The 22,822-nt window shown below is 29.5% G+C and carries 16 protein-coding genes; 2 read left to right on the top strand and 14 right to left on the bottom strand.

Features of this window, described 5'->3' with window-relative positions:
* Nucleotides 1–332 precede the first annotated feature (332 nt).
* Nucleotides 333–1,127 carry a DeoR/GlpR family DNA-binding transcription regulator gene (locus psyc5s11_RS01945; protein WP_224035985.1) on the top strand — a complete coding sequence of 265 codons (795 nt, stop codon included), beginning with the start codon at nucleotides 333–335 and terminating at the stop codon, nucleotides 1,125–1,127.
* Between the two features lie 113 nt (nucleotides 1,128–1,240).
* Here psyc5s11_RS01945 and psyc5s11_RS01940 read toward each other — a convergent pair whose 3' ends face one another.
* The 7 genes from psyc5s11_RS01940 to psyc5s11_RS01910 form a co-directional block, all read right to left on the bottom strand.
* Nucleotides 1,241–2,308 carry a mannose-1-phosphate guanylyltransferase gene (locus psyc5s11_RS01940; protein ID WP_224035984.1) on the bottom strand — a complete coding sequence of 356 codons (1,068 nt, stop codon included), beginning with the start codon at nucleotides 2,306–2,308 and terminating at the stop codon, nucleotides 1,241–1,243.
* Between the two features lie 168 nt (nucleotides 2,309–2,476).
* Nucleotides 2,477–4,423, bottom strand: a complete 1,947-nt coding sequence (locus psyc5s11_RS01935; RefSeq protein ID WP_224035983.1) for an SEC-C metal-binding domain-containing protein — start codon at nucleotides 4,421–4,423, stop codon at nucleotides 2,477–2,479.
* 240 nt (nucleotides 4,424–4,663) lie between these two features.
* Nucleotides 4,664–5,989, bottom strand: coding sequence for an SEC-C metal-binding domain-containing protein (locus psyc5s11_RS01930; protein WP_224035982.1), 1,326 nt, complete (start codon nucleotides 5,987–5,989; stop codon nucleotides 4,664–4,666).
* A gap of 278 nt (nucleotides 5,990–6,267) precedes the next feature.
* Complete coding sequence (locus psyc5s11_RS01925) at nucleotides 6,268–7,224, bottom strand: aldo/keto reductase (protein WP_224035981.1); 957 nt, start codon at nucleotides 7,222–7,224, stop codon at nucleotides 6,268–6,270.
* Nucleotides 7,225–7,421: 197 nt separating this feature from the next.
* Complete coding sequence (locus psyc5s11_RS01920; protein ID WP_224035980.1) at nucleotides 7,422–8,261, bottom strand: AraC family transcriptional regulator; 840 nt, start codon at nucleotides 8,259–8,261, stop codon at nucleotides 7,422–7,424.
* A gap of 150 nt (nucleotides 8,262–8,411) precedes the next feature.
* On the bottom strand, nucleotides 8,412–10,196 hold the full coding sequence (locus psyc5s11_RS01915) for an ABC transporter ATP-binding protein (RefSeq protein WP_224035979.1): 1,785 nt from the start codon (nucleotides 10,194–10,196) through the stop codon (nucleotides 8,412–8,414).
* On the bottom strand, nucleotides 10,197–11,957 hold the full coding sequence (locus psyc5s11_RS01910) for an ABC transporter ATP-binding protein (protein WP_224035978.1): 1,761 nt from the start codon (nucleotides 11,955–11,957) through the stop codon (nucleotides 10,197–10,199).
* Between the two features lie 184 nt (nucleotides 11,958–12,141).
* Between psyc5s11_RS01910 and psyc5s11_RS01905 the strand changes: the two genes are divergently transcribed.
* Complete coding sequence (locus psyc5s11_RS01905; RefSeq protein WP_224035977.1) at nucleotides 12,142–12,987, top strand: AraC family transcriptional regulator; 846 nt, start codon at nucleotides 12,142–12,144, stop codon at nucleotides 12,985–12,987.
* Between the two features lie 198 nt (nucleotides 12,988–13,185).
* Here the strand turns inward: psyc5s11_RS01905 and psyc5s11_RS28175 are convergent, their stop codons facing one another.
* From psyc5s11_RS28175 to psyc5s11_RS01875, 7 genes are all read right to left on the bottom strand, one after another.
* Entirely contained in the window at nucleotides 13,186–14,316 is a 1,131-nt protein-coding gene (locus psyc5s11_RS28175) for a glycoside hydrolase family 127 protein (RefSeq protein WP_375541984.1), read from the bottom strand.
* Entirely contained in the window at nucleotides 14,238–15,173 is a 936-nt protein-coding gene (locus psyc5s11_RS28170; protein WP_375541983.1) for a beta-L-arabinofuranosidase domain-containing protein, read from the bottom strand. The genes psyc5s11_RS28175 and psyc5s11_RS28170 overlap by 79 nt, the downstream gene beginning before the upstream one ends.
* Before the next feature lie 150 nt (nucleotides 15,174–15,323).
* Complete coding sequence (locus psyc5s11_RS01895; RefSeq protein ID WP_224035976.1) at nucleotides 15,324–17,357, bottom strand: glycoside hydrolase family 31 protein; 2,034 nt, start codon at nucleotides 17,355–17,357, stop codon at nucleotides 15,324–15,326.
* A 17-nt stretch (nucleotides 17,358–17,374) separates the two neighbouring features.
* A complete protein-coding gene (locus psyc5s11_RS01890) occupies nucleotides 17,375–19,495 on the bottom strand; it encodes a methyl-accepting chemotaxis protein (RefSeq protein WP_224035975.1) in 2,121 nt (706 codons plus the stop codon).
* A gap of 77 nt (nucleotides 19,496–19,572) precedes the next feature.
* Entirely contained in the window at nucleotides 19,573–20,418 is an 846-nt protein-coding gene (locus tag psyc5s11_RS01885) for a carbohydrate ABC transporter permease (RefSeq protein ID WP_224035974.1), read from the bottom strand.
* On the bottom strand, nucleotides 20,418–21,326 hold the full coding sequence (locus psyc5s11_RS01880) for a carbohydrate ABC transporter permease (RefSeq protein WP_224035973.1): 909 nt from the start codon (nucleotides 21,324–21,326) through the stop codon (nucleotides 20,418–20,420). Before psyc5s11_RS01880 ends, psyc5s11_RS01885 begins: the two co-directional genes overlap by 1 nt.
* 74 nt (nucleotides 21,327–21,400) lie before the next feature.
* On the bottom strand, nucleotides 21,401–22,654 hold the full coding sequence (locus tag psyc5s11_RS01875) for a sugar ABC transporter substrate-binding protein (protein ID WP_224035972.1): 1,254 nt from the start codon (nucleotides 22,652–22,654) through the stop codon (nucleotides 21,401–21,403).
* Between the last annotated feature and the right edge of the window lie 168 nt (nucleotides 22,655–22,822).

Genomic DNA, 22,822 nt, shown 5'->3' with positions numbered 1-22,822 from the left:
TATTTTCATACAATTAAATCTTTATGTTCCTAGCTTCAAAGTTATAAACTTGTAACTGTACAATTGAATTACAAATTTGTATTTTAAGCGTTTTTGAACTTCTTGTTTTTCTTTTTTTGAACTTCTTGTTTGTTCTTGTCTTTATATTACATCAAACATTCACATAATTCAAGTCTTTTTTTGAATGTTTTTAACTTTTTCATTTTTTGAATGTTTTTATTGAACTTTTTGAATGTTTGGCTTATAATTATTATAGATAATTAATATAAGTATGATGGATACTCTTTAAAACATCTGTAGATTACATTTATAGCATGAAGGTGGCGACAAATATGAAAAAAACTCAAAGCATAGTATCTAAAAGAAGATCGAAAATTTTAGATTATATAAGTACAAATGAATCAATTAATACTAATGAACTCGCAGAAAAATTAAATATATCTCCCCTTACATTAAGACGAGATTTACAAGCTTTAGACGATGAAGGTTTAATAATCCGATACTATGGCGGTGCAAAGTTAGCAACTGATATAAATATTGATAATAAAAGTGACTCTGAAGAGAATACCATTGATTCAACTTATAATCAAAAGAAACATGTAATTGCAAAATATGCAGCTGATTTAATAGATGATGGAGATACAATTTTTATAAATTCCAGTTCAACTGCACTTTTAATACTAGAATATTTAGATACTAAGCGTGTCTGTGTTATTACTAATAACGGTAAAGCACTCCAATCATCTATTGGTCCTAATGTTGAATTAGTATTAACTGGTGGTCAAGTTTATGAAAGAAAGCAATCTTTAGTTGGCGAATTTGCCACTTATATTCTTTCTAAAATAACAGCTGACAAATGCTTCTTAGGAGTAAGCGGAATAGCTTGTGATTCAGGTATTAGTACTTCAGTTCTTCAGGAAACATTAATTAATCATGAAATGATTAATCGTTGTAGTGGGCCTGTTTATGTTCTAGCTGATAGTTCAAAAGTAGGAAGACATCATAGTTTTTCTAGTGGAGATATAGATGAAATTTCTCATCTTATTACAGACTCTAATATTAAAGAAACTGATATTAAAGACTTTCAAGAGAATGGTGTCACTGTAGTACCTCTAGATTGGCAATAAATAGTTCGTGATAAGTATATATACTTTATCATTTATAATTTACTTTAATTTTCTTTTAAGCAATAAATAAGCTGTTTCAAAATATTTAAAATTATTTTGAAACAGCTTATTTATTATAAAAATTTATTATATTTACTTTGTTCATTAAGCTTATTTAATAAATGTTTTATTTCTTGATCTTTATTTTTATCCATTACAAGTATTACATCTCCTGCATCAACTATGACTAAATCCTTTATCCCAAATCCAATTATTAAATTCTCATCTCCAAATATGGAGCAATTCTCGCATTCATCAATATAAACATTTGAAGATATATTATTATTTCTATAGGTACCGAGCAACCTACTTAAAGCTCCAAAACTACCCATATCATCCCAACTAAAATCGCATTTTATTACATATGCCTTCCTTGTTTTCTGCATAACTCCAAAATCTATGGATATTCCATCTATAAATTCATATTGTTCCTTTATAACCTCTTCCTCATTTTCCTCGCCCAAATTCTTATATATTTCCATAAGTGGTTTATGCAATTTAGGTAGATATTTTTCTATTTCTCTTAAGATAACATCTGCTCTAAATATAAACATTCCAGAATTCCATAAATAAGTTCCCTTTAATATAAAATCCTTGGCAACCTCTAAATTAGGTTTTTCAGTGAATCTAGCTATCTTATAGGTTGATATATTCCCAGTAGTTGTCTCACCCATTTCTATATAACCATATCCTGTTTCAGGTCTACTTGGCTCGATTCCTAATGTAACAATACATCTTCTCTTATTCGCCATCTCAATTGCTTGAGATAACGTATCTATATAATTCTTCTCACCTTGAATATAGTGATCTGATGGTAGTACAACCATAACTGCATTAGCATCTTGTTTTAATAGCTTTACTGCAGATAAACCTATACATGTAGCAGTTTCCTTATTAGCAGGTTCCAAAAAAATATTCTCATCTTTTATTCCTATAAGCTCATTTTTAACTTTTTCTCTGTATTCCATATTCGTCACGACATAAATATTATCTCTATTAATTATTGGTATTATCCTATCAACAGTGTTAACTAAAAAGCTCTTATCGTTAATAAGCTTTAAAAATTGTTTTGGCTTTCCGGCTCTTGATAGAGGATATAGTCTACTGCCCTTACCTCCAGCTAAAATCAGCCCGTATATCACGCATTTTCAACTCCATGTAATGATATTAGTCCATTATATGTTGAAATATGTGCATTTGTGAGTCTATTGATTACGAGAATACCATATATAATTTATTCTTTATTAACACATAAAAAAATAGCAAACCCAGATATTATTTTGCTGGGTCTGCTACTTTCTTTCATTTATCTAAAACAACTTTATTACATTGCCATCTTTAGCACAACAATTTTTATATTTTTTACCACTTCCACATAAACAAGGATCATTTCGTCTTACAATCTTTTGTTTTTCACTCCTTATTATGTTTGGTTTTTTTTCATTAAGATTAGCACCCTTAAATCTCCATAATCTAATATTTCTTAGAAATTTTCCAACGCTGTTACTCATAAACTCTTTAATTTCTTTATTATCATCTTCTAATTGTTCTAATATTTCAGTCATAACAGCTTCTAATTCATTTTCTTGAATTTCTAAGTATAAAGATTCCATCAATCCTTCTAAAATATCTTCTTCCATACTAAACATACTAAGAAATTCTTTAAAAAATGCGCTTCCAAACTGTGATTCATAAATATAATTATCATCTGACATCGCTAATAAATCTTCTTTTGAAATCATAGTATAATTAACCTTTATTTGTTGTTCTATTTCTTTTAATAAATCTACCCAATTATCTATGTAGCAGTTTATAAAAAATATTCCTTGAATCTCATATTCTCTATAATAATCTTCTGCTTTCGTTATTACATCTTCTATTCTATATTTCTGGGATTCATAAAGTGAATTGCTCTCTATGTGCTCCGCACTCTCTTTATAAGGTGAATATCTTTTAAATAATTCTTTTATATCTTTAAATTTAAGAAGTCCATAAGCTTTATTCATACCTCTATAAAGATTTACTATTTCACTATTAACTTTTATCATACTTCTATATTGTATATTGTTTTTTTCTTTAACTAACTTTTGAACAACTTCTGGCATTAATATTACTAGTTCTTCATCTTTAACTGCTGAGAAAAGCATACCATTTTGCAAAAAGTATCCTATCTTATATAAATTCTCTTCAGATATTTCATTAAAGGCTTTTATTCCATTGTTATCCCCATAACTCTTTAAAAGTTTGTATCTTTCTTCATCAAATAAAGACATTCTTTCTTCAATTAATCCTTCATATTCACATAGTAATTTCTCTACTAATTTACTTTTATTTAAACTTGATATTTTAGTCATACCAAGATACTTAGCTATATCATATACAGTATCTTTCGATAAATCACTTATTAATTCATTTATGTCAAAGGAATATATTCCTCTATTAAATGCTTTATTTACAATGATTTTACTTTTACTTAATAAGTCATCAAATGCATACTCCATATCTGGTGAATCTTCAAAAATATCATCTTCATAAGCTGATATGCTTTTATAATCATCTTGCACTTTCATATTCTTTTTAGAAAGTTTATATTTCTTAGTATTACCAGGTAAATACATATTTTCAGCTTCTTTATGTCCTTCATAACCACAAACACCATCTCTTGGCGAATTACAATATTCAAATTCAGATATCATATCATTATTTTCATCAATACAGTTTTCACATTCCCATTCATCTTTTTCATAGTTAAAATACTTAGCTTCTGCTCCACAAGTTTCACATTCATGCTTAATATCATGATTTCTTGCTATTATTTCTATTTGAGAAAAACTACTAGGTACTAATCTTATATCCACTACTTCTAAAATTAAATGTGTAGTACTTCCAAAATCATATTCATATTCGAATTTCTCATCAATATCTAAAATATCATTTAATCTAGTATTCATTGAATGATCTTGATAAAACTTTCCTCTAATTCTAAAACCACTTAAATGATCACAACACTCTACCCAAATATCTCTTATAAATTGATCTATATGTACTAATCCTAATGTTCCATCTATTGATAAGTATATGCAATAATCATTTCCAGTGTATTTAGGTTTAATAGCTATAATAAATTGATTTCTTAGATTTTCGTCTGTAGTTCTTTTTTCATCTATTCTCTTTTCCATTTCACTACAATTTTTCATATGTCTTTTAATAGTTCTTTCAGTTAATTCTTTATTGCAATAATAACATTTTGCCTTCAAGTAAGAGCCCCTCCTCTTTGCCTATACAATATGTATGATTTTTCCTATGTAATATATCACTTGGTTTAATTGTTGTATTAATTCTGCTTGTTATACCTTGTTACATTTTACATATACATTGCATTTAAGTCAACATACTGCTCCGCTCAATTATCCCTTTTATTTCACTTTAAGTGAGAATCTAAAAGTAAAATTTCAAATTATCTCGAGACTTTATATTATTATCTTTCTTTTGATATTTTATTTATATATATTAATAACCTTCTCACCTTTGCCGCAACATTTTTTATACTTCTTACCGCTACCACATGAACAAGGATCATTTCTTCCAATATATTTATTTTCTTTTAAACTAACTAAATTTGATTTAATATCATTAGTGCTTGAACCCTTATACTTCCACAACCTAATTTTCTTAACAAACTTATTCATCATATTACATGCAACAAACTTAGCATCTTCATTTTCTATATTAATTAATTCTAACATCTGATCTACTGAATCCTTTGGTTCATTTTCTTGAACATCAAAAATCAAATCTTCTATCATAGCTATTAACATATCTTTATCTACACTAAACATATTAGTAAATTCTTTATAAAAATCTTTTGCTGCTTTACTATTATAAACCCAATTTTCTTCAATCATATTCAATAATTCTTCTTTGGGAATCATGGCATATTTTAAATCCGTTTCTTTATCTATATCCTTTAATAATTCTTCAAAATCATCTATTTCATTATTTATAATAAATATTCCTTCTTCTCTATATTCATTATAGTAATATCCAGCTTCTCTAATTAACTTTTCTACTTCACAATTTTCTATATTCGAATATCTTTCTATTATTTCTTTGGCATCTTTTAATCTTAAAATACCATATGCCTTATTCATTCCCCTAACGATATTTAAAATTTCACTATTAGCTTTTATTACACGTCTATATTCAATATTATTATTTTCTCTAATTAATTCTTGTACTATTTCAGGCATTAAAAATATTGATATCCCATCCTTTGCAGTTGGGAAAAGTATTCCTTGTTGTATAAAATATACACTCTTATCTGCTTCTTCTTCATCAATATCCTCAAAAATTTTTACGCCCTTACTGTCCACATAACTTTTTAAAATTTTATATCTTTCTTCTTCAAATACGAGAAGTCTTTTTTCAACTAAGCCCTTATATTCTTCAAGTAATTTTTCAATTAACTTTTCTTTATTGAAACCTGATATCTTGTTTACACCAAGATTTCTTGCTATATTATATATCTCATCTTTTGATAAGCAATTAATTAATTCATTTAGATCAAATGAATATACTCTTTCACTTAATTTTTTCTCCATTTTATCTGCAAGTTTATCTAACTTTTCTTCTATACTTCTACAATTCTCACATAGCCAGCCATTATTTTCACTACTAAAATAACTTGCTTCTTCTCCACAGTTTTTACATTTATTATTTTCTATCTTTTCTTTAGTACACATTCTTATATCAATACAGTTATCCTTATTTTCTTTTGTTTTCCCATGATTTGATTTTTTATTATAATCGTTCTTTTCTTTCAAGTAATCTTATCTCCTCTACATCTATATAATTCAAGTTAATCTAATACACACAAATTTGATTTTATATATAAATTGAATTTAAGTCAATAACACGCTGATACTTTCTATTTTATCTGAAGTAATATTATTTATTAAGATATTTTCATTTCCCTTCTAATTTAATGTTATTTATTCAATAAAAAAATTGAAGCAATAATTGAAACTACTAATGCACTTTAATAGTTTATATCAATTATCACTTCATTTTACTTTTTCTTATCACTCTATTTAATTAGTTTTTATTTTAAAATTTCATCGATTCTATCTAATTCATCTTTAGAAAATTCTAAATTATTCAGTGCCTTTACATTGTCCTCAACTTGTGATGGTCTGCTCGCTCCAATTAATACTGAAGTTACATCTCCTCTTAAATCCCAAGCAAGTGCCATTTGCGCAAGACTTTGGCCTCTTTCTTTTGCTATTTCATTAAGTACAACAACCTTTTTTATCTTTTCTTCCGTTACATCACTTTCATGTAAATACAGCCCGTTCCTTCCTATTCTTGAATCCTTTGGAATTCCATTAATATATTTATCAGTAAGTAATCCTTGAGCTAGTGGTACAAATGCTATAGTTCCAATACCTTCTTCTCTATGAACTTCAAATTGCTTCCCTTCAATATGTCTATCAAACATTGAATATCTAAGTTGATTTATAAGACACGGTGTTCCTAGTTTCTTTAAGATTTCTGATGCTCTCTTAGTTTCTTCTGGTCCATAATTTGATATTCCAACATATAGAGCCTTGCCTTGTCTAACCATTAAATCTAAAGCTGCCATTGTTTCTTCCAGTGGTGTTTCTGGATCATATCTGTGATGATAAAATATATCCACATAATCAAGTCCCATACGTCTTAGACTTTGATCTAAACTTGCAACTAAATATTTCTTAGAACCACCATCTCCATAAGGTCCTTCCCACATATCATAACCAGCTTTTGTTGATATAGCCATTTTATCTCTATCATAAGAAGTATAATTTTTCTTTAATATTCTTCCAAAAGTTTCTTCTGCTGAACCATCAGCTGGCCTACCATAGTTATTAGCTAAATCAAAATGTGTTATTCCAAGCTCAAATGCCTTTTTTAAAATCGCTTCACTGTTTGCAAATATATCGTTTTCACCAAAGTTATGCCACAACCCTAAAGATATAGCTGGTAATTTAAGTCCACTGTTTCCACATCTGTTATATATCATTTTTGATTTCCTCCTAATAATTTATATATATCTTTGTTTGCTATATATATTCTATTTTTAATATCTCCTGTGTTTCTTTGTTTTATTAAGGATAACATTGTTAAAGAATATAATAAATATCATAATGTCATATATATATTACCTTATGTCTCTAAATCATAACAAGGGCTAAATATTGTTAAGATAGAGGGCACAAACTATTCAATGGAATCCCTATATTTACTTGGCGATAATCCATTAATTTTTTTGAATGTTTTTGAGAATATTAATGGATTATCATAACCTACAGAACGTGATATATCTCCTATTGATAGTTGTCTGTCTTTCATCATTTCTTTAGCTTTATTTATTCTAAAACTTATCAAATAGTCTTGAATAGTAATTCCAACTATATCTTTAAATAATTTTGAAATATATTTTCTATCCAAACCTATAAATTTTGCCACTTCAGAAATTCTTATTTTACGAGAATAATTAATTTGTACAAAATCAATTGCATTATTTATATACATATTCTTATTTGTTTTAAACTCTTTATAAGATGGATCTAAAACTGCTTCATCAATTATAGTTGCTAAAAAAAGATACAACAAACTCTGCAATCTTAAATCACTGCTCTTTTCCATATTAATAGCTTGCACCATTTTTTCGAAACATTTACTTACCTTATCATCTTTGTTATATTCAAGAATGGGATTTTTAATTGTTAAATTAGCTCGAGCTAAGTATGCTTCTGCATTAATCCCATCAAATGCACACCATGAGTAGCTCCAAGGTTCCTTATCATCTGCTTTATAATATGAAATAACACTTGGACATATAAGAAATCCTTGTCCCTCTTTTAAGTGATAAGTTTCATTTCCCAATCTAAAAACGCCCTTACCTTTGTGTATATAATGTATTTTAAAATGTTCCTTAATTGCAGGACCCCAACAATGATTAGGACTACAATTCTCTGTACCACAGTAATATAACTTTAAATCCAAATTATTTATTAGGTTTAATTTATTTATATCCATCATTTTTGTATAATCCATCCTCGTTGTTATTTTTTATTGCAATTATAACATTATCATTTTTATCCTTCAATTAACAATATTATGTTCATTAAATAAAAAGGGATAAGCTGCATGAGTATTTCAGCTTACCCTTACCTATTTTATAATTTTTCACGTTTCTTACTATTTCTATACAGCTTTAACCATCTCATATTGTGATGTATAAAGTTCGTAATATTCACCTTTTATATTCATAAGTTCATCATGACTTCCTTGTTCTATAATTTGCCCATCATTTATAACCATTATTCTTGTAGCATTTTTTATTGTTGATAATCTATGGGCAATAACAAATGAAGTTCTTCCTTTAAGCAATCTATCCAAACCTTCTTGAAGCGCTTGTTCTGTCTTGGTATCTATACTTGATGTTGCTTCATCTAAAATTAATATTTTAGGGTCTGCAAGTAGTGCTCTTGCAAATGAAATTAGCTGTCTTTGTCCTACAGAAAGCCTGCTTCCTCTTTCATTAACTTCTGTATTATATCCATCTTTTAAATTAACAATAAAATCATGTGCTTTAACTGCCTTAGCTGCATTTATAATTTCTTCTTCAGTTGCATCTAATTTTCCATATCTTATATTGTCTAGTATATTTCCTGAGAAAATAAATGTATCTTGAAGCATAACACCCATTTGTTTTCTTAAAGAATCCAGAGTTACATTTCTTATATTATTACCATCTACTAAAACTTCACCAGATGTTACATCGTAAAACCTGCTTAAAAGATTTATAATTGTTGTCTTTCCAGCTCCTGTAGGTCCAACTAAAGCTATAGTTTCTCCTGCATTTACATTAAACGATACATTCTTTAATATTTCTCTATCTTCATCTTCATACTTAAATAATACATCTTTAAATTGAACATGTCCTTCTATTTCTGAAATTTCATATGCATCTGGTAAATTAGCTATATTTACTGGTTCATCTAAAGTTTCAAAGATTCTTTCTAAATATGCCATAGCCATTATTAATGTATTATAAAAGTTAGAAATATTAACTATTGGATTCCAAAATCTCCATATATATCCCACAAAAGCTATAAGTGTACCTATGGTTATTGACTCTCCAATTGATCTTACTCCAATTAAATATACTAATGCAACTGTAAATACTGAAGTATTTTCAATAGCTGGCCACAATAATAATTGAGTTCTTACAAATTTAATCCAGGTGCTTCTAGTTTCACCACTTACAGTTCTAAAATTCTCAGCATTTGCTTCTTCTCTAGCAAATGCTTGAGTAACTTTCATTCCACTTATACTTTCTTGTATATAAGCATTAAGATTAGATTGCTTATTGCTATAAGCTTGAGATGTTCTTCTTTGAATCCTTGCAAGTAATGCTACAATTATGGCAAGAATAGGCATTCCAATCATACATATTAAGGTTAATCTAGGACTTATAAATACCATAAACCCTACAATTACAAATATACTGAATAAATCTGTCAACAAATTTATAAGCCCATTAGATAATAAGTCACTTAGGGAATTTACGTAATTAACTACTCTAACCAAAATCTTTCCATGAGGTCTACTGTCATAATATGAAAAAGGTAGCTTTTGCAAATGATTGAAAATATCTGTTCTAATATTTTTTACAACCTCCTGCCCTACATAAGTCATGGTTTTTATTCTATATTTCATGCACCAAGCACTTACTATTATAGTAATAAAAAATATTATACATACTATAATAAGACCTTTAACATCTTTATTAGGAATGTTAGTATCCATGGCTATCATTACTAAATAAGGTCCAAGTAAAGTTGATATACTAGATATAAGCATAACTATAAGAGTTGCAATCATTTCTTTTTTATACGGTACCACATAACTCAATAGTCTTTTAGTATACGCCCAGCTAAATGGTGTTCCTAATTCTTCATCCTCATCATATTTATTTCTTGCCACTTATACCACCTCCTTGTTCTTTTCACCATTTACTTCATCCAAATAGTCACCATACTGTGCTTTATAAACACCATAGTAATGTCCTTTATTATTTAATAATTCTTTATGTGTACCACTTTCTACTATCTTTCCTTCATCTAGAACCAAAATTAAATCTGAATCTTTTATAGATGAAATTCTGTGAGCTATTATGAAGCAAGTTGCGGCTTTATATACTGTATTTAGATTCTTTTGAATCATAGCTTCAGTTTCTACATCTAAGGCTGAGGTAGTATCATCTAATATTAATATTGAAGGGTCCTTTATTATTGATCTTGCAAGTGTTATTCTTTGTTTTTGTCCTCCAGATAACCCTACACCTCTTTCTCCTACTACTGTTTCATAAGAATCCGATAATTTTTGAATAAAGTTATTGGCATCAGCCATCTCAGCAGCCCAAGTTACTTTACTATTATCTGCTTCTGATACTCCATAACTAATATTTTCTTCTATTGTATTGGAAAATAAAAATACATCTTGCATTGATATTGAAATATCTTTTCTTAAGGCTTGTAGATTATATTTCCTTATGTCTATTCCATCTATTAATATTTCTCCAGAAGTTGCATCATAAAATCTCTCTATTAAATTAATTATTGTAGATTTACCTGCACCAGTTTGTCCAAAAATCGCAATAGTTTGTCCAGGTTTTACTTTAAAGCTTATGTCTTTCAAAATAGGTTCATAGTCATATTCAAAGCTAACATTCCTGAATTCAATTTCACCTTTTAACTTCTTAGGTTCTATTCCATCAATTGGATTTTTTATTTTTGTTTCTTCGTTAACTAATATTTTCATTTTTCTAGCAGCTGCTATAAATCTTTGAGCATCATTAATAAGCCATCCCACCATATTCATTGGATTGTTTATTGCCCAAATAAGGCCATTAAACATTACTAACTCTCCCATAGTTAACTGTTCATTTATAACAAATATTCCTCCTGCCAAAATCATGACAATTGTAAATATATTTGATAGAGCGTTAAGCATAGGCAGATATTTTTGCGCAACATTTGCAAGCTCCATATTAGCATCCATATATGCTTTATTTTTCTCTTCAAATTTTGAAGTTTCATAATCCTCTTTTGCAAAGGCTTTAACAACTCTATTTCCACTTATATTTTCCTGCACTACTGTATTTAGTTTTGAGAATTGTTCTCTTATTCCAAAAAATATTGGGTTTGCTTGTTTCGCAAATTTATATGCACAAAAAGCAACTAACGGTGTTAATGCAAACATGAGTAAAGTAAATTTAACATTTATAATAAACATACTGACTATTGCAAATATAAAAACAGTAACATTTTCAAAAATATTATATATAACCCAGGCAACAAAATGTCTAACTGCATCCATGTCTCCTGTCATTCTTGCCATTATATCCCCTGTTCTTGTTTTGTTATAATAGTCCAAATCTAATTCTTGTAATTTATTATACATATTTTGCCTAAGTTCAAATATTACATTTTGAGATACAAATTCAAAGGTCATTTGATAAGTATACCTAATAATTGTTTTTAAAATGGTAGCTATAATCATTGACCCTAATATAGGAATCAAAGCATTACCATTATTCTTTATTATTACTTCATCCACTAATTTTCCGCTTAAATATGGATTTACCATAGATATTAATGAGCTTAATAATACTGCTGAAAGTGCAACATAAAATCTAAATTTGTATTTATTAATATAACCAAAAATCCATTTAATGCTACTCATTAACCTCTCCTCCTTTTTTGAATACTCCATAAAATATCAAGCCAGCATTCTAATTTATTTTATTTCATATCCTTCATTTCAATATATTTAACATGTTTAATTATCTATCAAAATATATTAAATTGAAATGTACTTTTTTATTCACATGATGTATATTCTTATATATAAAGGGGGCGATATTTAAGTGTGTAATGTAGGTGTTGCTATTGAAAATTTTAATCCCGAAATCTTATATGCATTTAATTGTTATAACAAGGATTTCCTAAACGGTAAGTATCACTGTCATGATTTCATAGAATTTAGCTATGTAGTATCAGGGAGTGTAAATTATAGAATAGATGATAAATTTCATAAAATTAATGAAAAGACTCTCCTAGTTTTTAATCCTGGAGTATATCATCAAGAGTCTTTGAGTAAGGGTGAAGAAACCACAGAACTTCATATTGGATTTCGTAATATTAAAGTTGACGGACTTCCTCTTAATTATATTTTGAAAGAACACTTTGATGCTCCATTAGAATTTAAGCAATATAAAGAGGACTTTCATAAATGTTGTTTAGAAATAATAGAAGAGCAAAACGCGTGCGAGATTGGGAAAGAACTTATTTTAAAAAGTCTTATAATGAAATTAATTGCTCTTTTCCTTAAAGAAACTAATTATGTTAAAAACACAAAGAAAATTGATAGATATGATTTTCCATTTTATGATAAATCTAATGTAGTGAAAATAATTCTAGAATATTTTGATAATAATTATATGAACAATGTTTCCTTAGATGATATGTCTAGAAACATGTATTTAAGTTCTGTCTACATTTCTAAAGTATTTAAAGAAAAGACAGGTGAATCACCTATAAATTACTTAATAAATCTTAGATTAGAAAAAGCTAAAGATTTACTTATTTCTACTGAATCGCAAATAAAATCTATCGCTCAAGCTGTAGGTTATAATGATGCATATTATTTTAGTAAATTATTCAAAAAATACTATGGACATTCTCCTTGTAAATTTAGAGCAATTAATAAGTAACTTTTCTGTCTCCATAACCCCCAACCCGCATTTTTGTAGCATATTCTTCACCATATTTATGGTGAACCATATTAGAATATATATGTTTTAATCATATATATTAAGTGAAATACTAAATAAATGGAGTATATTAATTCGTAAGAAAAAATAACTACCTAGTATGCAAAATATATGAGCATACTAGGCAGTTGTTTCAACTTATTTTTCTCTCACCCACACGGTCATCTCACCTATACTTCGGTTTGCCCAAGTGTAGTATGGCACAAATTTTATATTAACAGGGGCATACTCTTCCTTTATTTCAGAACTATAGAGTTCATTTTCCCATTTGCTACTATTTGAAACACGGTTTGCCTCTGCTTTTATTACCATTACACCACCTAGCAATTCTGCTTCAAAACTTTCTTCTAATTTAGCTTCTTTAGGTAAATATATTTCATGAAGATTTGAACCATTATCTATTTCCTCCAAACAGTAAACTAAAGGTCCTCTTTGTATTGCAACCTTACCTATATCATCTCTTACCATTGGATTTGCTTTCATTCTAAGAATAGGCATCTTCAAAACAAGTTGAATTTCATCACAATCCTTCCACTCTCTATTTATCATTATATATCCATCAATCTTTATTTCTTCAATATCTATCACTTCATTATTTACCTTAACTTCAGCTTTGGGGCACCAACTTGGTATTCTTAATCCTAAAGTGAATTTTGTTCCCTCTTTTGTGGATACTTTAATTGATACTTTTTCATCCCATGGATACTCTGTTTCTTGAACAAGTTTAATCTCATTATTTCCTACACTAATAGTAGCTTCTCCACCAATATATAAATTTGTATATACAGTATCTTCATTTACAGTATAAATATATTGACCTAGGGATGTTAGTGTTCTTGTTATATTAGGTGGACAGCATGCGCAGGTAAACCATTTTTGTCTTATAGGTTTAACATGCTGCTTAGCTAGGTCTTTTTCACAAGCTTCTGGTTTTACCTCAAGTGGATTTACATAGAAGAAACCTTTACCATCCTGAGACATTCCTCCTATTATAGTATTATAAAGAGCTCTCTCCATTATATCTGCATATTCACTTTTTTGCTCAATCATCAGCATTCTATGAGCGAAAAATGCAAGTCCGATAGAAGCACAAGTTTCTGCATAAACAGTATCATTAGGAAGATCATAATCAAATGTAAAAGATTCTCCTATTGAAGTTGAACCGATACCTCCAGTTATATACATTCTCTTTAGAACAATGTTTTCCCAAAGTCTCCTACAAGCCATAAATAATTCCATATCGCCAGTTTCTGCAGCAACATCAGCCATAGCCATACACATGTATACAACCTTACTGCATGTCCTTCTGCTGAACTCTGTTTTTTAATTGGCAAATGTGTTTGAAAATAAGTTTTTCCCCACTCTCTCTTAACTCCACCTTGCCAAAAATCTGTTTTGCCTCTCTTTTCCCATTGCATATCAAAAAAATCTGGCTCTGCTCCACGTTCATCCAAGAAATATTTGCTTAAATTAAGATACTTTTCATTTCCTGTAACCTTATAAAGTTTAAAAAGTGCTAATTCTACTTCTTCATGTCCATCGTAACCGTGAATTTTGCCTTCTTCTGGACCAAAAGTAGAGTCAATGTAGTCAGCAAACCTGCATGCTATATCTAAAACCTTTTTTTTATTTGTAGCATTATAATAAGCTACTACCGCTTCAAAAAAGTGACCAGCACAATACAATTCGTGGCACTCAGCTAAATTTGTCCATCTATTTTCTGGCTCTTTAAGAATAAAATATGTATTTAAATATCCATCTGGCCTCTGTGCCATTTCTAAAATATCAATTACTTCATCTGCATTTTTTTCAAGCTCAGCGTCAGGATGAGTTTCAAGACTAAAACCTACTGCCTCAAGCCACTTTGACACATCACTATCTTGGAATACCATTCCATGAAACTCTCCAGTTTCAAGCCCTGCAGCTATACGAAAATTCTCTATTGCGTGACTAGGTTCAGCATCTGGAATCCTGTCATTTATAGCCTCCCATTGGTACGGTATAACTACTTCTCTCGCGAGTTTTCTATATTTAGACCAAAAATTATCCTTTATCTTCACATTTTTTAATGGAACTTCTTTAGTCACTTTTCTTAAATCCTTATTAAATTCAAACGAATCCTTCATCCTTGATTCCTCCCGTAATATAGTTTTAATTTCGTAAATCCTTAATATTTATCCGAAATATTGTATTTTATTTATATAAAATCCGACAACCTAATTTGTAAAAGCTGTCGGATTCTAATTACAATTTATTAAATTTCTAAGATAATTAAATTATTCAATAATAGGAATGTTTGCATCATCCTTAAGGAATAATGGTATAACTTCCAATGGAGCATCATAGTTAACCCATTGTCCTCCATTTAATATTTGTCCAGAGTTTATATCCTTCCACTTAGCTCCTTCTGGTAAATACACTTTTCTTGATATATCACCTTTATGAAGTATTGGCGCTACAAGAACATCTGGTCCAAACATATACTGATCTTCAATATCAAAGCAAAGCTTATCTTGAGGGAAATCATAAAACAGTGGTCTAATAACTGGAGTTCCTTTCTCATGTGCTTCCTTCATGATTTGAGTAATATAAGGCTTCATTCTTTCACGGATAAACATATATTTCTTAAATATTTCATATGCTTCCTCACCATAACTCCATACCTCATTTGCTGCACCACTTTCGCATAATCCTCCACCACTAGTTCCGAGAGGTTTAGAGTGTGGTTCACGATCACCATGTAACCTAAAGACAGGGCAGAATACTCCATATTCAAACCAACGAATTATACATTCTCTGAAATCAGGATCATCTGGATTTCCACCATGAAATCCTCCTATATCAGTTGTCCACCATGGTATACCTGCTAATCCCATATTGAGTCCAGCAGCAAATTGATTTCTTAGAGATTCAAAACTTGAATCAATATCTCCAGACCATACAAGAGCACCATAACGTTGGCTTCCTGCCCAGGCGCATCTAAGAAGATTAATTATATTTTCTTGACCTTCTTCTTTCATACCATCAAAGAAAGTCTTTGCATACATAACAGGATAGATATTACCTATTTGTTCATTTGGACCTAGATGATATCTATAGTTATCAAAGTCATAAACTGAATACTCTGGTTCAGCTTCATCTAACCAGAATAGTTTTATGCCTTTATCATAGTAATTTTTCTTAGCAGTGTTCCATACAAAATTGCGAGACCCTGGATTCGTAGCATCATAGAATACTGTATCTCCTAAAAAGTCCATAGTTGTCCTAATTCCTCTATCAGTTCTTACTAAATAACCTTTCTCCAGCATCTTATTATAGTTTTCGCTTTTTTTATCGACTGTTGGCCAGATAGAAACCATTAGTTCAATACCCATTTCTTTAAGTTCTTTAACCATGCTATCTGGATCAGGCCAATAATCTAAATCAAATCTCCAATCCCCTTGATTTGGCCAATGGAAAAAGTCAATTACTATAACCGAAATAGGAAGTTCTCTTCTTTTATATTCACGAGCAACTTCTAATAATTCCTCTTGAGTTTGATATCTCAGTTTACATTGCCAAAATCCCATAGCATAATCAGGCATCATTGGCACTGTGCCAGTAGCTTTTGCATAGGACTCTTCTATTTCTACTGGAGTATCTCCTGCTGTTATCCAGTAATCAAGCTGTTTTGTTGAATTAGCTATCCATTCAGTAACATTCCTTCCAAAGCTTACCTTTCCAATACCAGGATTATTCCACAATAAGCCATATCCTAAACTAGATAATAGAAAAGGAACACTCGCCTGTGAATTTCTATGTGCAAGCTCTAAAATACAATTTTTTAAATCTAAATTTGATTGTTGATATTGTCCCATGCCAAATAGCTTCTCATTAGGATCTGATTCGAATCTCATAGTTAAATTATAATCTCCACCAATGATAGGCTTGAATTCACGTGCATCTATATTTAATGCACTGCAAAATGTCTTCACATTATTTCTATTTCTAACATACTCCTCTAAAAGAATGTCCCCGTTCTGATTATAGAATGCAATCTTTCCTCCAGCATCAATATCAGCTCTAATTTTTCCATTTTGAATACACGCTTCATTACCATCAATTTTTATTGTAACGTTGTTGCTGCTTTCTTGTGGTAATAGAGCCCAATCATTATTTATAAGTTCTGCCTGTTTTGTACTTCGTATACGAAAGCTATTTTCACCCCAAGGTTCAATTTGTAATTTTTCACAATCGTATTGACGAATTAATATATTTCCTTCAACTTTAAAAAAGCTATCATCTAAATTATGTTTATTTCTAGATCCCATATTTTTACACTCCAATCTTAATTAAATTTAAATCTTTCCATTAAGTTTTTTAACCCTAAAGCTTTTTGATGTAAAATTTCTGATAAGTGATTCATTAATTTATTGTCATTTGACTCTTGCTCAATTGTTGCTGCAATTTCTTCAGTTGCAGCACTATTTTCTTCAGTTATATTTGCAATCTCAGTAATTGCTTGAAAAAGCTCATTTTTTTGATTATTTATAGCTTCAATCGATGACTTACTTGTCTTTACTAAATCATTTATGTTATTTACAGATTCTTTTATATAATTAAAATATTTAATTGTATTATTAACTTCATTAAATTCAATTTTAAAACACCCTTGAGCTTCTGATGAGATATCCATCGAATGCTGTATTGATGAATTTATGTCATTTAAAATATCTTTTATGTTCAATGAAGCATTTTCTGATTGTTGTGCAAGCTTTCTTATTTCACTAGCTACTACAGAAAATCCCTTCCCGTATTCTCCTGCTCTTGCAGCCTCTATTGAAGCATTTAAAGCTAATAAATGAGTTTGTTTTGCTATCTGATTTACATTTTCTAAAACACTCATAACTTCTTTTGTGTTATTGCTAAGGTCTAAAACGGTTTCACTAACTTGATCCATGGCTTTTGAATTATTATGTGCAGATATATTTAAATTGGAAATAATATTTGAACTTTCATCTAATATATTAACTGCAGTATAAGTTGTGTCCCCCACTTCATTCAAGACTTTAATTGTACTTGTTAATTCATTTTCGAACTTGTCATATACTTGCACCGATCTTTGAGCACTTTCTGCCTGCGTATTTGATCCTTGTGCTATATCATCTACAGTAATTACAATTTCTTTAGATGACTCAGCTATATTTTTTGATAAATCCAATAATTTGATTGAAGAATTACTGGCTTCACCTGCTAGATTAGAGGTTTCAATAAAAAATTCCCTTAAATTTAACAACATGCTATTAAAGTTTTTATTTAATTCTTTTAATTCAAATATATTGCTAGATACATTTGGATTTATACTTAAATCTCCTTCTGCTATTAATTTTGTCGAATATATTATTTCTTTGATTGGAGTAGTAATTTGTAATGTGGTCCTAGTTGATATAATTATTGATGTAACTATTGATACTAATGTAAATAATAATGAAACCATTCCAATACTTGTAGCAGTCGCTGATAATTCTGATTTTGGAACTACTGCAACAAACCTCCACTCTTTCGCATCATCAGTACTATATACTCCATATGTGCTTATACCAGCTTGTTTAAATTCAAAATTGCCTTCAATTTCATTTGTAATCTTTGACATCACATCATTGGAAATATTTTCTCCAACTTGTTTTGTATTATTAGATGCAAGAATATATCCATCTTGATTGATAATAAATACATTTCCACTTTTCCCAATTTTGGCGTCATTTATAGAATTTGAAAACTTATTTTCATCTAAATTTATTTGAAGCACCCCAAGAGCTTTACCGCTTATACCATCCTTTACTAAAATAGATTTACTTATTATAAGATTATTTGAGTTCGATACTATATTTTTCATAGGTATTGACCATACAGGCTTTCCATTTGCATTTATTGTATTCTTGTACCAGCTCAATTCCTTAATTTGATCATTAAGATCTTTATTATCCGTTTTCGAAGCATTTGTCGCATCAGAAGCTACCGATAGTCCTTCATCACTATAAAAATATATACTTGAAATTGGAGAATATTTATTTGTACTTGATGAAAAAGCAATATTCTTTAATAAAGTTTCTAACTCCTGTTTTTTCTTAAATAATAAAAAACTATCTGTTGGCGGCTTACTAATAATTGATAATATTTGCTTATCCGTACTAGTTTGATATATCATAGTATCTACAGTTGAATTCATAGTCTGAATATACTTTTTATTATCATTAAGAATTTGTAATGTAGACATTTTAAAATCTTCTGTAACTTTATTTTTAGTTATGATAAATGTAGCTAAACTTGATACCAATAATGAAAATATTATCAGGAGTGAAAAAGTAAATACTAATTTTCTCAATAAACCATCTTTTATCTTTAATTCTTTAAAGTTAAAAGTTTCTTTAATTTTGAATTTTAAAATCCTTTCTATTAAGGCCTTCATTGTTTTATTCCCCCTATTATCATGTGAGAACATTACCTTCTAAGAATTATAGTAACCCTATAGATAAAAATTATTATTTACCCCTTAACAGCACCGTTAGTCAATCCTCCAATTATATATTTTTGAAGGAAAATAAACACTAAAACAACAGGTAGAACTAGAAGTACTCCATACGCCATTATGGAATTCCATTGTATCCCATATTTGCCCATAAAGTTATATATACTAGCAGTCATTGTTCTCTTTTCAGGGCTAGTTATAAATGTAAGTGAATACGCTAAATCTCCCCAAGCATATAAGAATGAAAAGGCAGCAGTCATTATTAATCCTGGATAAGATATTGGAAGCATTATTTTAGTAAATGCTGTAAATGTATTACATCCATCAATCCTAGCTGAATCTTCAAGCTCCCTTGGTAGTGCAAGAAAATAGGTCCTCAGAATAAGAACTACAAATGGTACAGATATAGTTGCATCTGATAATATTGGAGCCCAAAGAGTATCAAGCAGATGTAAATTCTTATATACCATAAACATTGGTGTAAGTATTAATGCTACTGGAAGCATCTGTGTTACTAAAAATATCATAATAAATGACTTTTTCCCTCTCATCTTAAATCTTGCTAAGCCATATCCTGCTGGAATAGCTAATGCACATGATAAAATCATTGAAATAAATGCAACTTTGCAACTATTTCCAAAAGTCACCAATATGCTGCTTTTACCTTCAAACTGTGCTGTATAACTACTTAATGTAAATTCTTTAGGTATAAAGGTAGGAGGTGAAGCAAAAATTTCAGTATTGGTTTTAAAAGAACTTACTACAATCCAATATATTGGAAAAAGCATGATGCAAGCTATAAAAATTGATAAACAACATAATATTATATTTTTTTGTTTATCCTTAAGAATCATCTTCTTCATTATCCAATCACCTCATCTTCCTTTATTAATTTAAGATATCCTAAACTTACACAGAATAGAATTGAAAACAATACATTAGCAACAGTAGCACCTTTGCTAAATGAAAATTGTGTAAATGATAATTTGTATGCAAATGATGACATTAACTCAGTACTATTAACTGGTCCTCCATTTGTCATAACAAATACTAAATCAAAAACCTTAAAAGTATAAATAAATCCAAGAACCAATACCGATAAAATTGCTGGCCTTAATGATGGTAATGTAATTTTAAAGAACCTTTGAAAAACATTGGCACCATCAACTTTACCTGCCTCATATAACGTAGCTGAAATGTTGCTTAATCCTGTTGTTAATAATAGCATATTAAATGGAATTCCAACCCAAGAATTTGTTAGTATAACTGAGAGCATAGATGTCTTACTATCTATAATCCAGCCAATTGGCTCAGAAATCAAATGACATTGCATAAGTACTTCGTTTATTATTCCTCCACTTGTACTATACATAAATTTAAATAGCAATGCAGTTACTGTCATTGGTATAAGGTAACTGACTACCATAAGTCCTCTAATAGGTTCAGACAGTTTAAACTTTAAATTGAACAGTAAAGCTAAACCTAATCCTATAACGAATTGAATTGATATACTTCCTAGGGTAAAAACTAACGTATTCTTAATACTTATCATCATTGTAGGATCTTGAAATACATCAATGTAGTTTTTCAATCCAACAAAAGGCTTAATAGGATTACTAAAAGTTGTTACATTTACATCACGAAAACTTAATATAAAATTATATATAATTGGATAGCCCACAAAAGCCAGCATAAATATTAGTGCTGGTAATACAAATAAGTACCCTTTTCTTTCTTCGCTAATAAATTCTCTACTATATTTATTTTTCAAAATTATTTCCACCTACCTTACTTCAATTTTAAGGTGCCCTTTGCTAAGTGCTAAGGCACCTTAAGTACAATAATTTATTTTAATACAGTATCAATCTTAACTTGTGCGTCTTTTGCTGCTTGCTCTGGAGTCTTTGCATTTGTAAAGCTTTCTTGCATTGCAGTAGACATTGCATCTGATATTTCTGGCCATTTTGCATGTGGTCCTCTTGGCATTGCATATTGTAGCTCATCTAAAAATACGCTCATGATTGGATCTTTAGTTATTTTATCATTACTTTCAGCAATATCCTTTCTAGATGGAATGTAACCAAAATCAGCACAATACTCATTCATTATGTCTTTTTGTTGTGTGAATTTAATGAATTCCCAAGCTGCATCTTCATGATGTCCTTTAATTACTCCCCAGTTTTCTCCACCTAAATCTGATGCAAATACTTTATCTTTAGGAATTTTTACAACTCCCCATTTTAAATTAGGTGCATCTTTCTTAACAGTATCTATAATCCATGGACCGTCTGTAATCATAGCTGCTTTATTTGTTACGAATTGTTTTTCTAAGTCATTTTGTGTCCAGTTTATAACTTCCTTACTCATTGATCCATCTTTTATAAGATCAGTAAGATATTGAAGAGAACTTATACCTGCTGGACTACCAACTTCATTAAATTTAGCTCCTGACGAAAGTAACCATGGAAGATATTGGAATGTTCCTTCTTCATTCTTAGGTGCAGATATAGCTAATCCATAAGTATCTCCTTTAGTCAATTTCTTTGCTGTAGTCTTTAATTCAGCATAAGTTGTTGGTGGCTCTACACCTGCTGCACTAAACATATCTTTATTATAAAATAAAGCTAAATCGTTACTTCCAAGTGGAATACCATAGTATTTCCCATCTAATTGACAAGATGATATTGGTCCAGGATAGAATTGATCCTTACCATCATAAGAATTCATCTTATCAGAAATATCTGCAAATAATCCCATTGCTGCAAATGAAGCCATATCTGGATTATCTACTAAACCAAGGTCTGGTAATTTATCTGCAACAAGCCCTATTGTAAACTGTTTAGTAAGTTCAGCTCTTGGTACAAATTCTACTTCAACTTCTATTTTATCTTGAGATTTATTGAACTTATCAGCTAGATTCTCCATAGCCTTTTGTTGTTGTTGTCCATCAAAGTAATGCCATACTGTAAGCGCTGTCTTTGCAGATGCATCTGTTTTAGTTTGGCTTGTAGTTGTATTACTACTTCCACATCCAACAAATATACTCGCTGTCATAACCACGGCTGTCAAACAAGTTAACAATGTTTTAGTTTTCTTCATTTTATTTCCCTCCTAATTTTTTACTATAATAACGTTTTCTACAGTTTTAATTATACTGTTTGAAAACGTATTCTAGAATTCTATTATCATAAGAAAAGTGTAAAATTATGATATAAATTTTACACTTAACATTTCAGCACAATCAAAAAAATAACAAGTCCATCTGAC

This window comes from Clostridium gelidum, from assembly GCF_019977655.1.
Classification (GTDB): Bacteria; Bacillota; Clostridia; order Clostridiales; family Clostridiaceae; genus Clostridium; species Clostridium gelidum.
This window is presented reverse-complemented; position numbering and strand designations above follow the sequence as displayed.

Bases quoted from the DNA above. Each gene is read 5' to 3' on its own strand.
- psyc5s11_RS01945 (WP_224035985.1), top strand. From the start codon at position 333: ATGAAAAAAACTCAAAGCATAGTATCTAAAAGAAGATCGAAAATTTTA.
- psyc5s11_RS01925 (WP_224035981.1), bottom strand. From the start codon at position 7,224: ATGATATATAACAGATGTGGAAACAGTGGACTTAAATTACCAGCTATA.
- psyc5s11_RS01920 (WP_224035980.1), bottom strand. From the start codon at position 8,261: ATGGATTATACAAAAATGATGGATATAAATAAATTAAACCTAATAAAT.
- psyc5s11_RS01910 (WP_224035978.1), bottom strand. From the start codon at position 11,957: ATGAGTAGCATTAAATGGATTTTTGGTTATATTAATAAATACAAATTT.
- psyc5s11_RS28175 (WP_375541984.1), bottom strand. From the start codon at position 14,316: ATGGCTGATGTTGCTGCAGAAACTGGCGATATGGAATTATTTATGGCT.
- psyc5s11_RS28170 (WP_375541983.1), bottom strand. From the start codon at position 15,173: ATGAAGGATTCGTTTGAATTTAATAAGGATTTAAGAAAAGTGACTAAA.
- psyc5s11_RS01895 (WP_224035976.1), bottom strand. From the start codon at position 17,357: ATGGGATCTAGAAATAAACATAATTTAGATGATAGCTTTTTTAAAGTT.
- psyc5s11_RS01890 (WP_224035975.1), bottom strand. From the start codon at position 19,495: ATGAAGGCCTTAATAGAAAGGATTTTAAAATTCAAAATTAAAGAAACT.
- psyc5s11_RS01885 (WP_224035974.1), bottom strand. From the start codon at position 20,418: ATGAAGAAGATGATTCTTAAGGATAAACAAAAAAATATAATATTATGT.
- psyc5s11_RS01875 (WP_224035972.1), bottom strand. From the start codon at position 22,654: ATGAAGAAAACTAAAACATTGTTAACTTGTTTGACAGCCGTGGTTATG.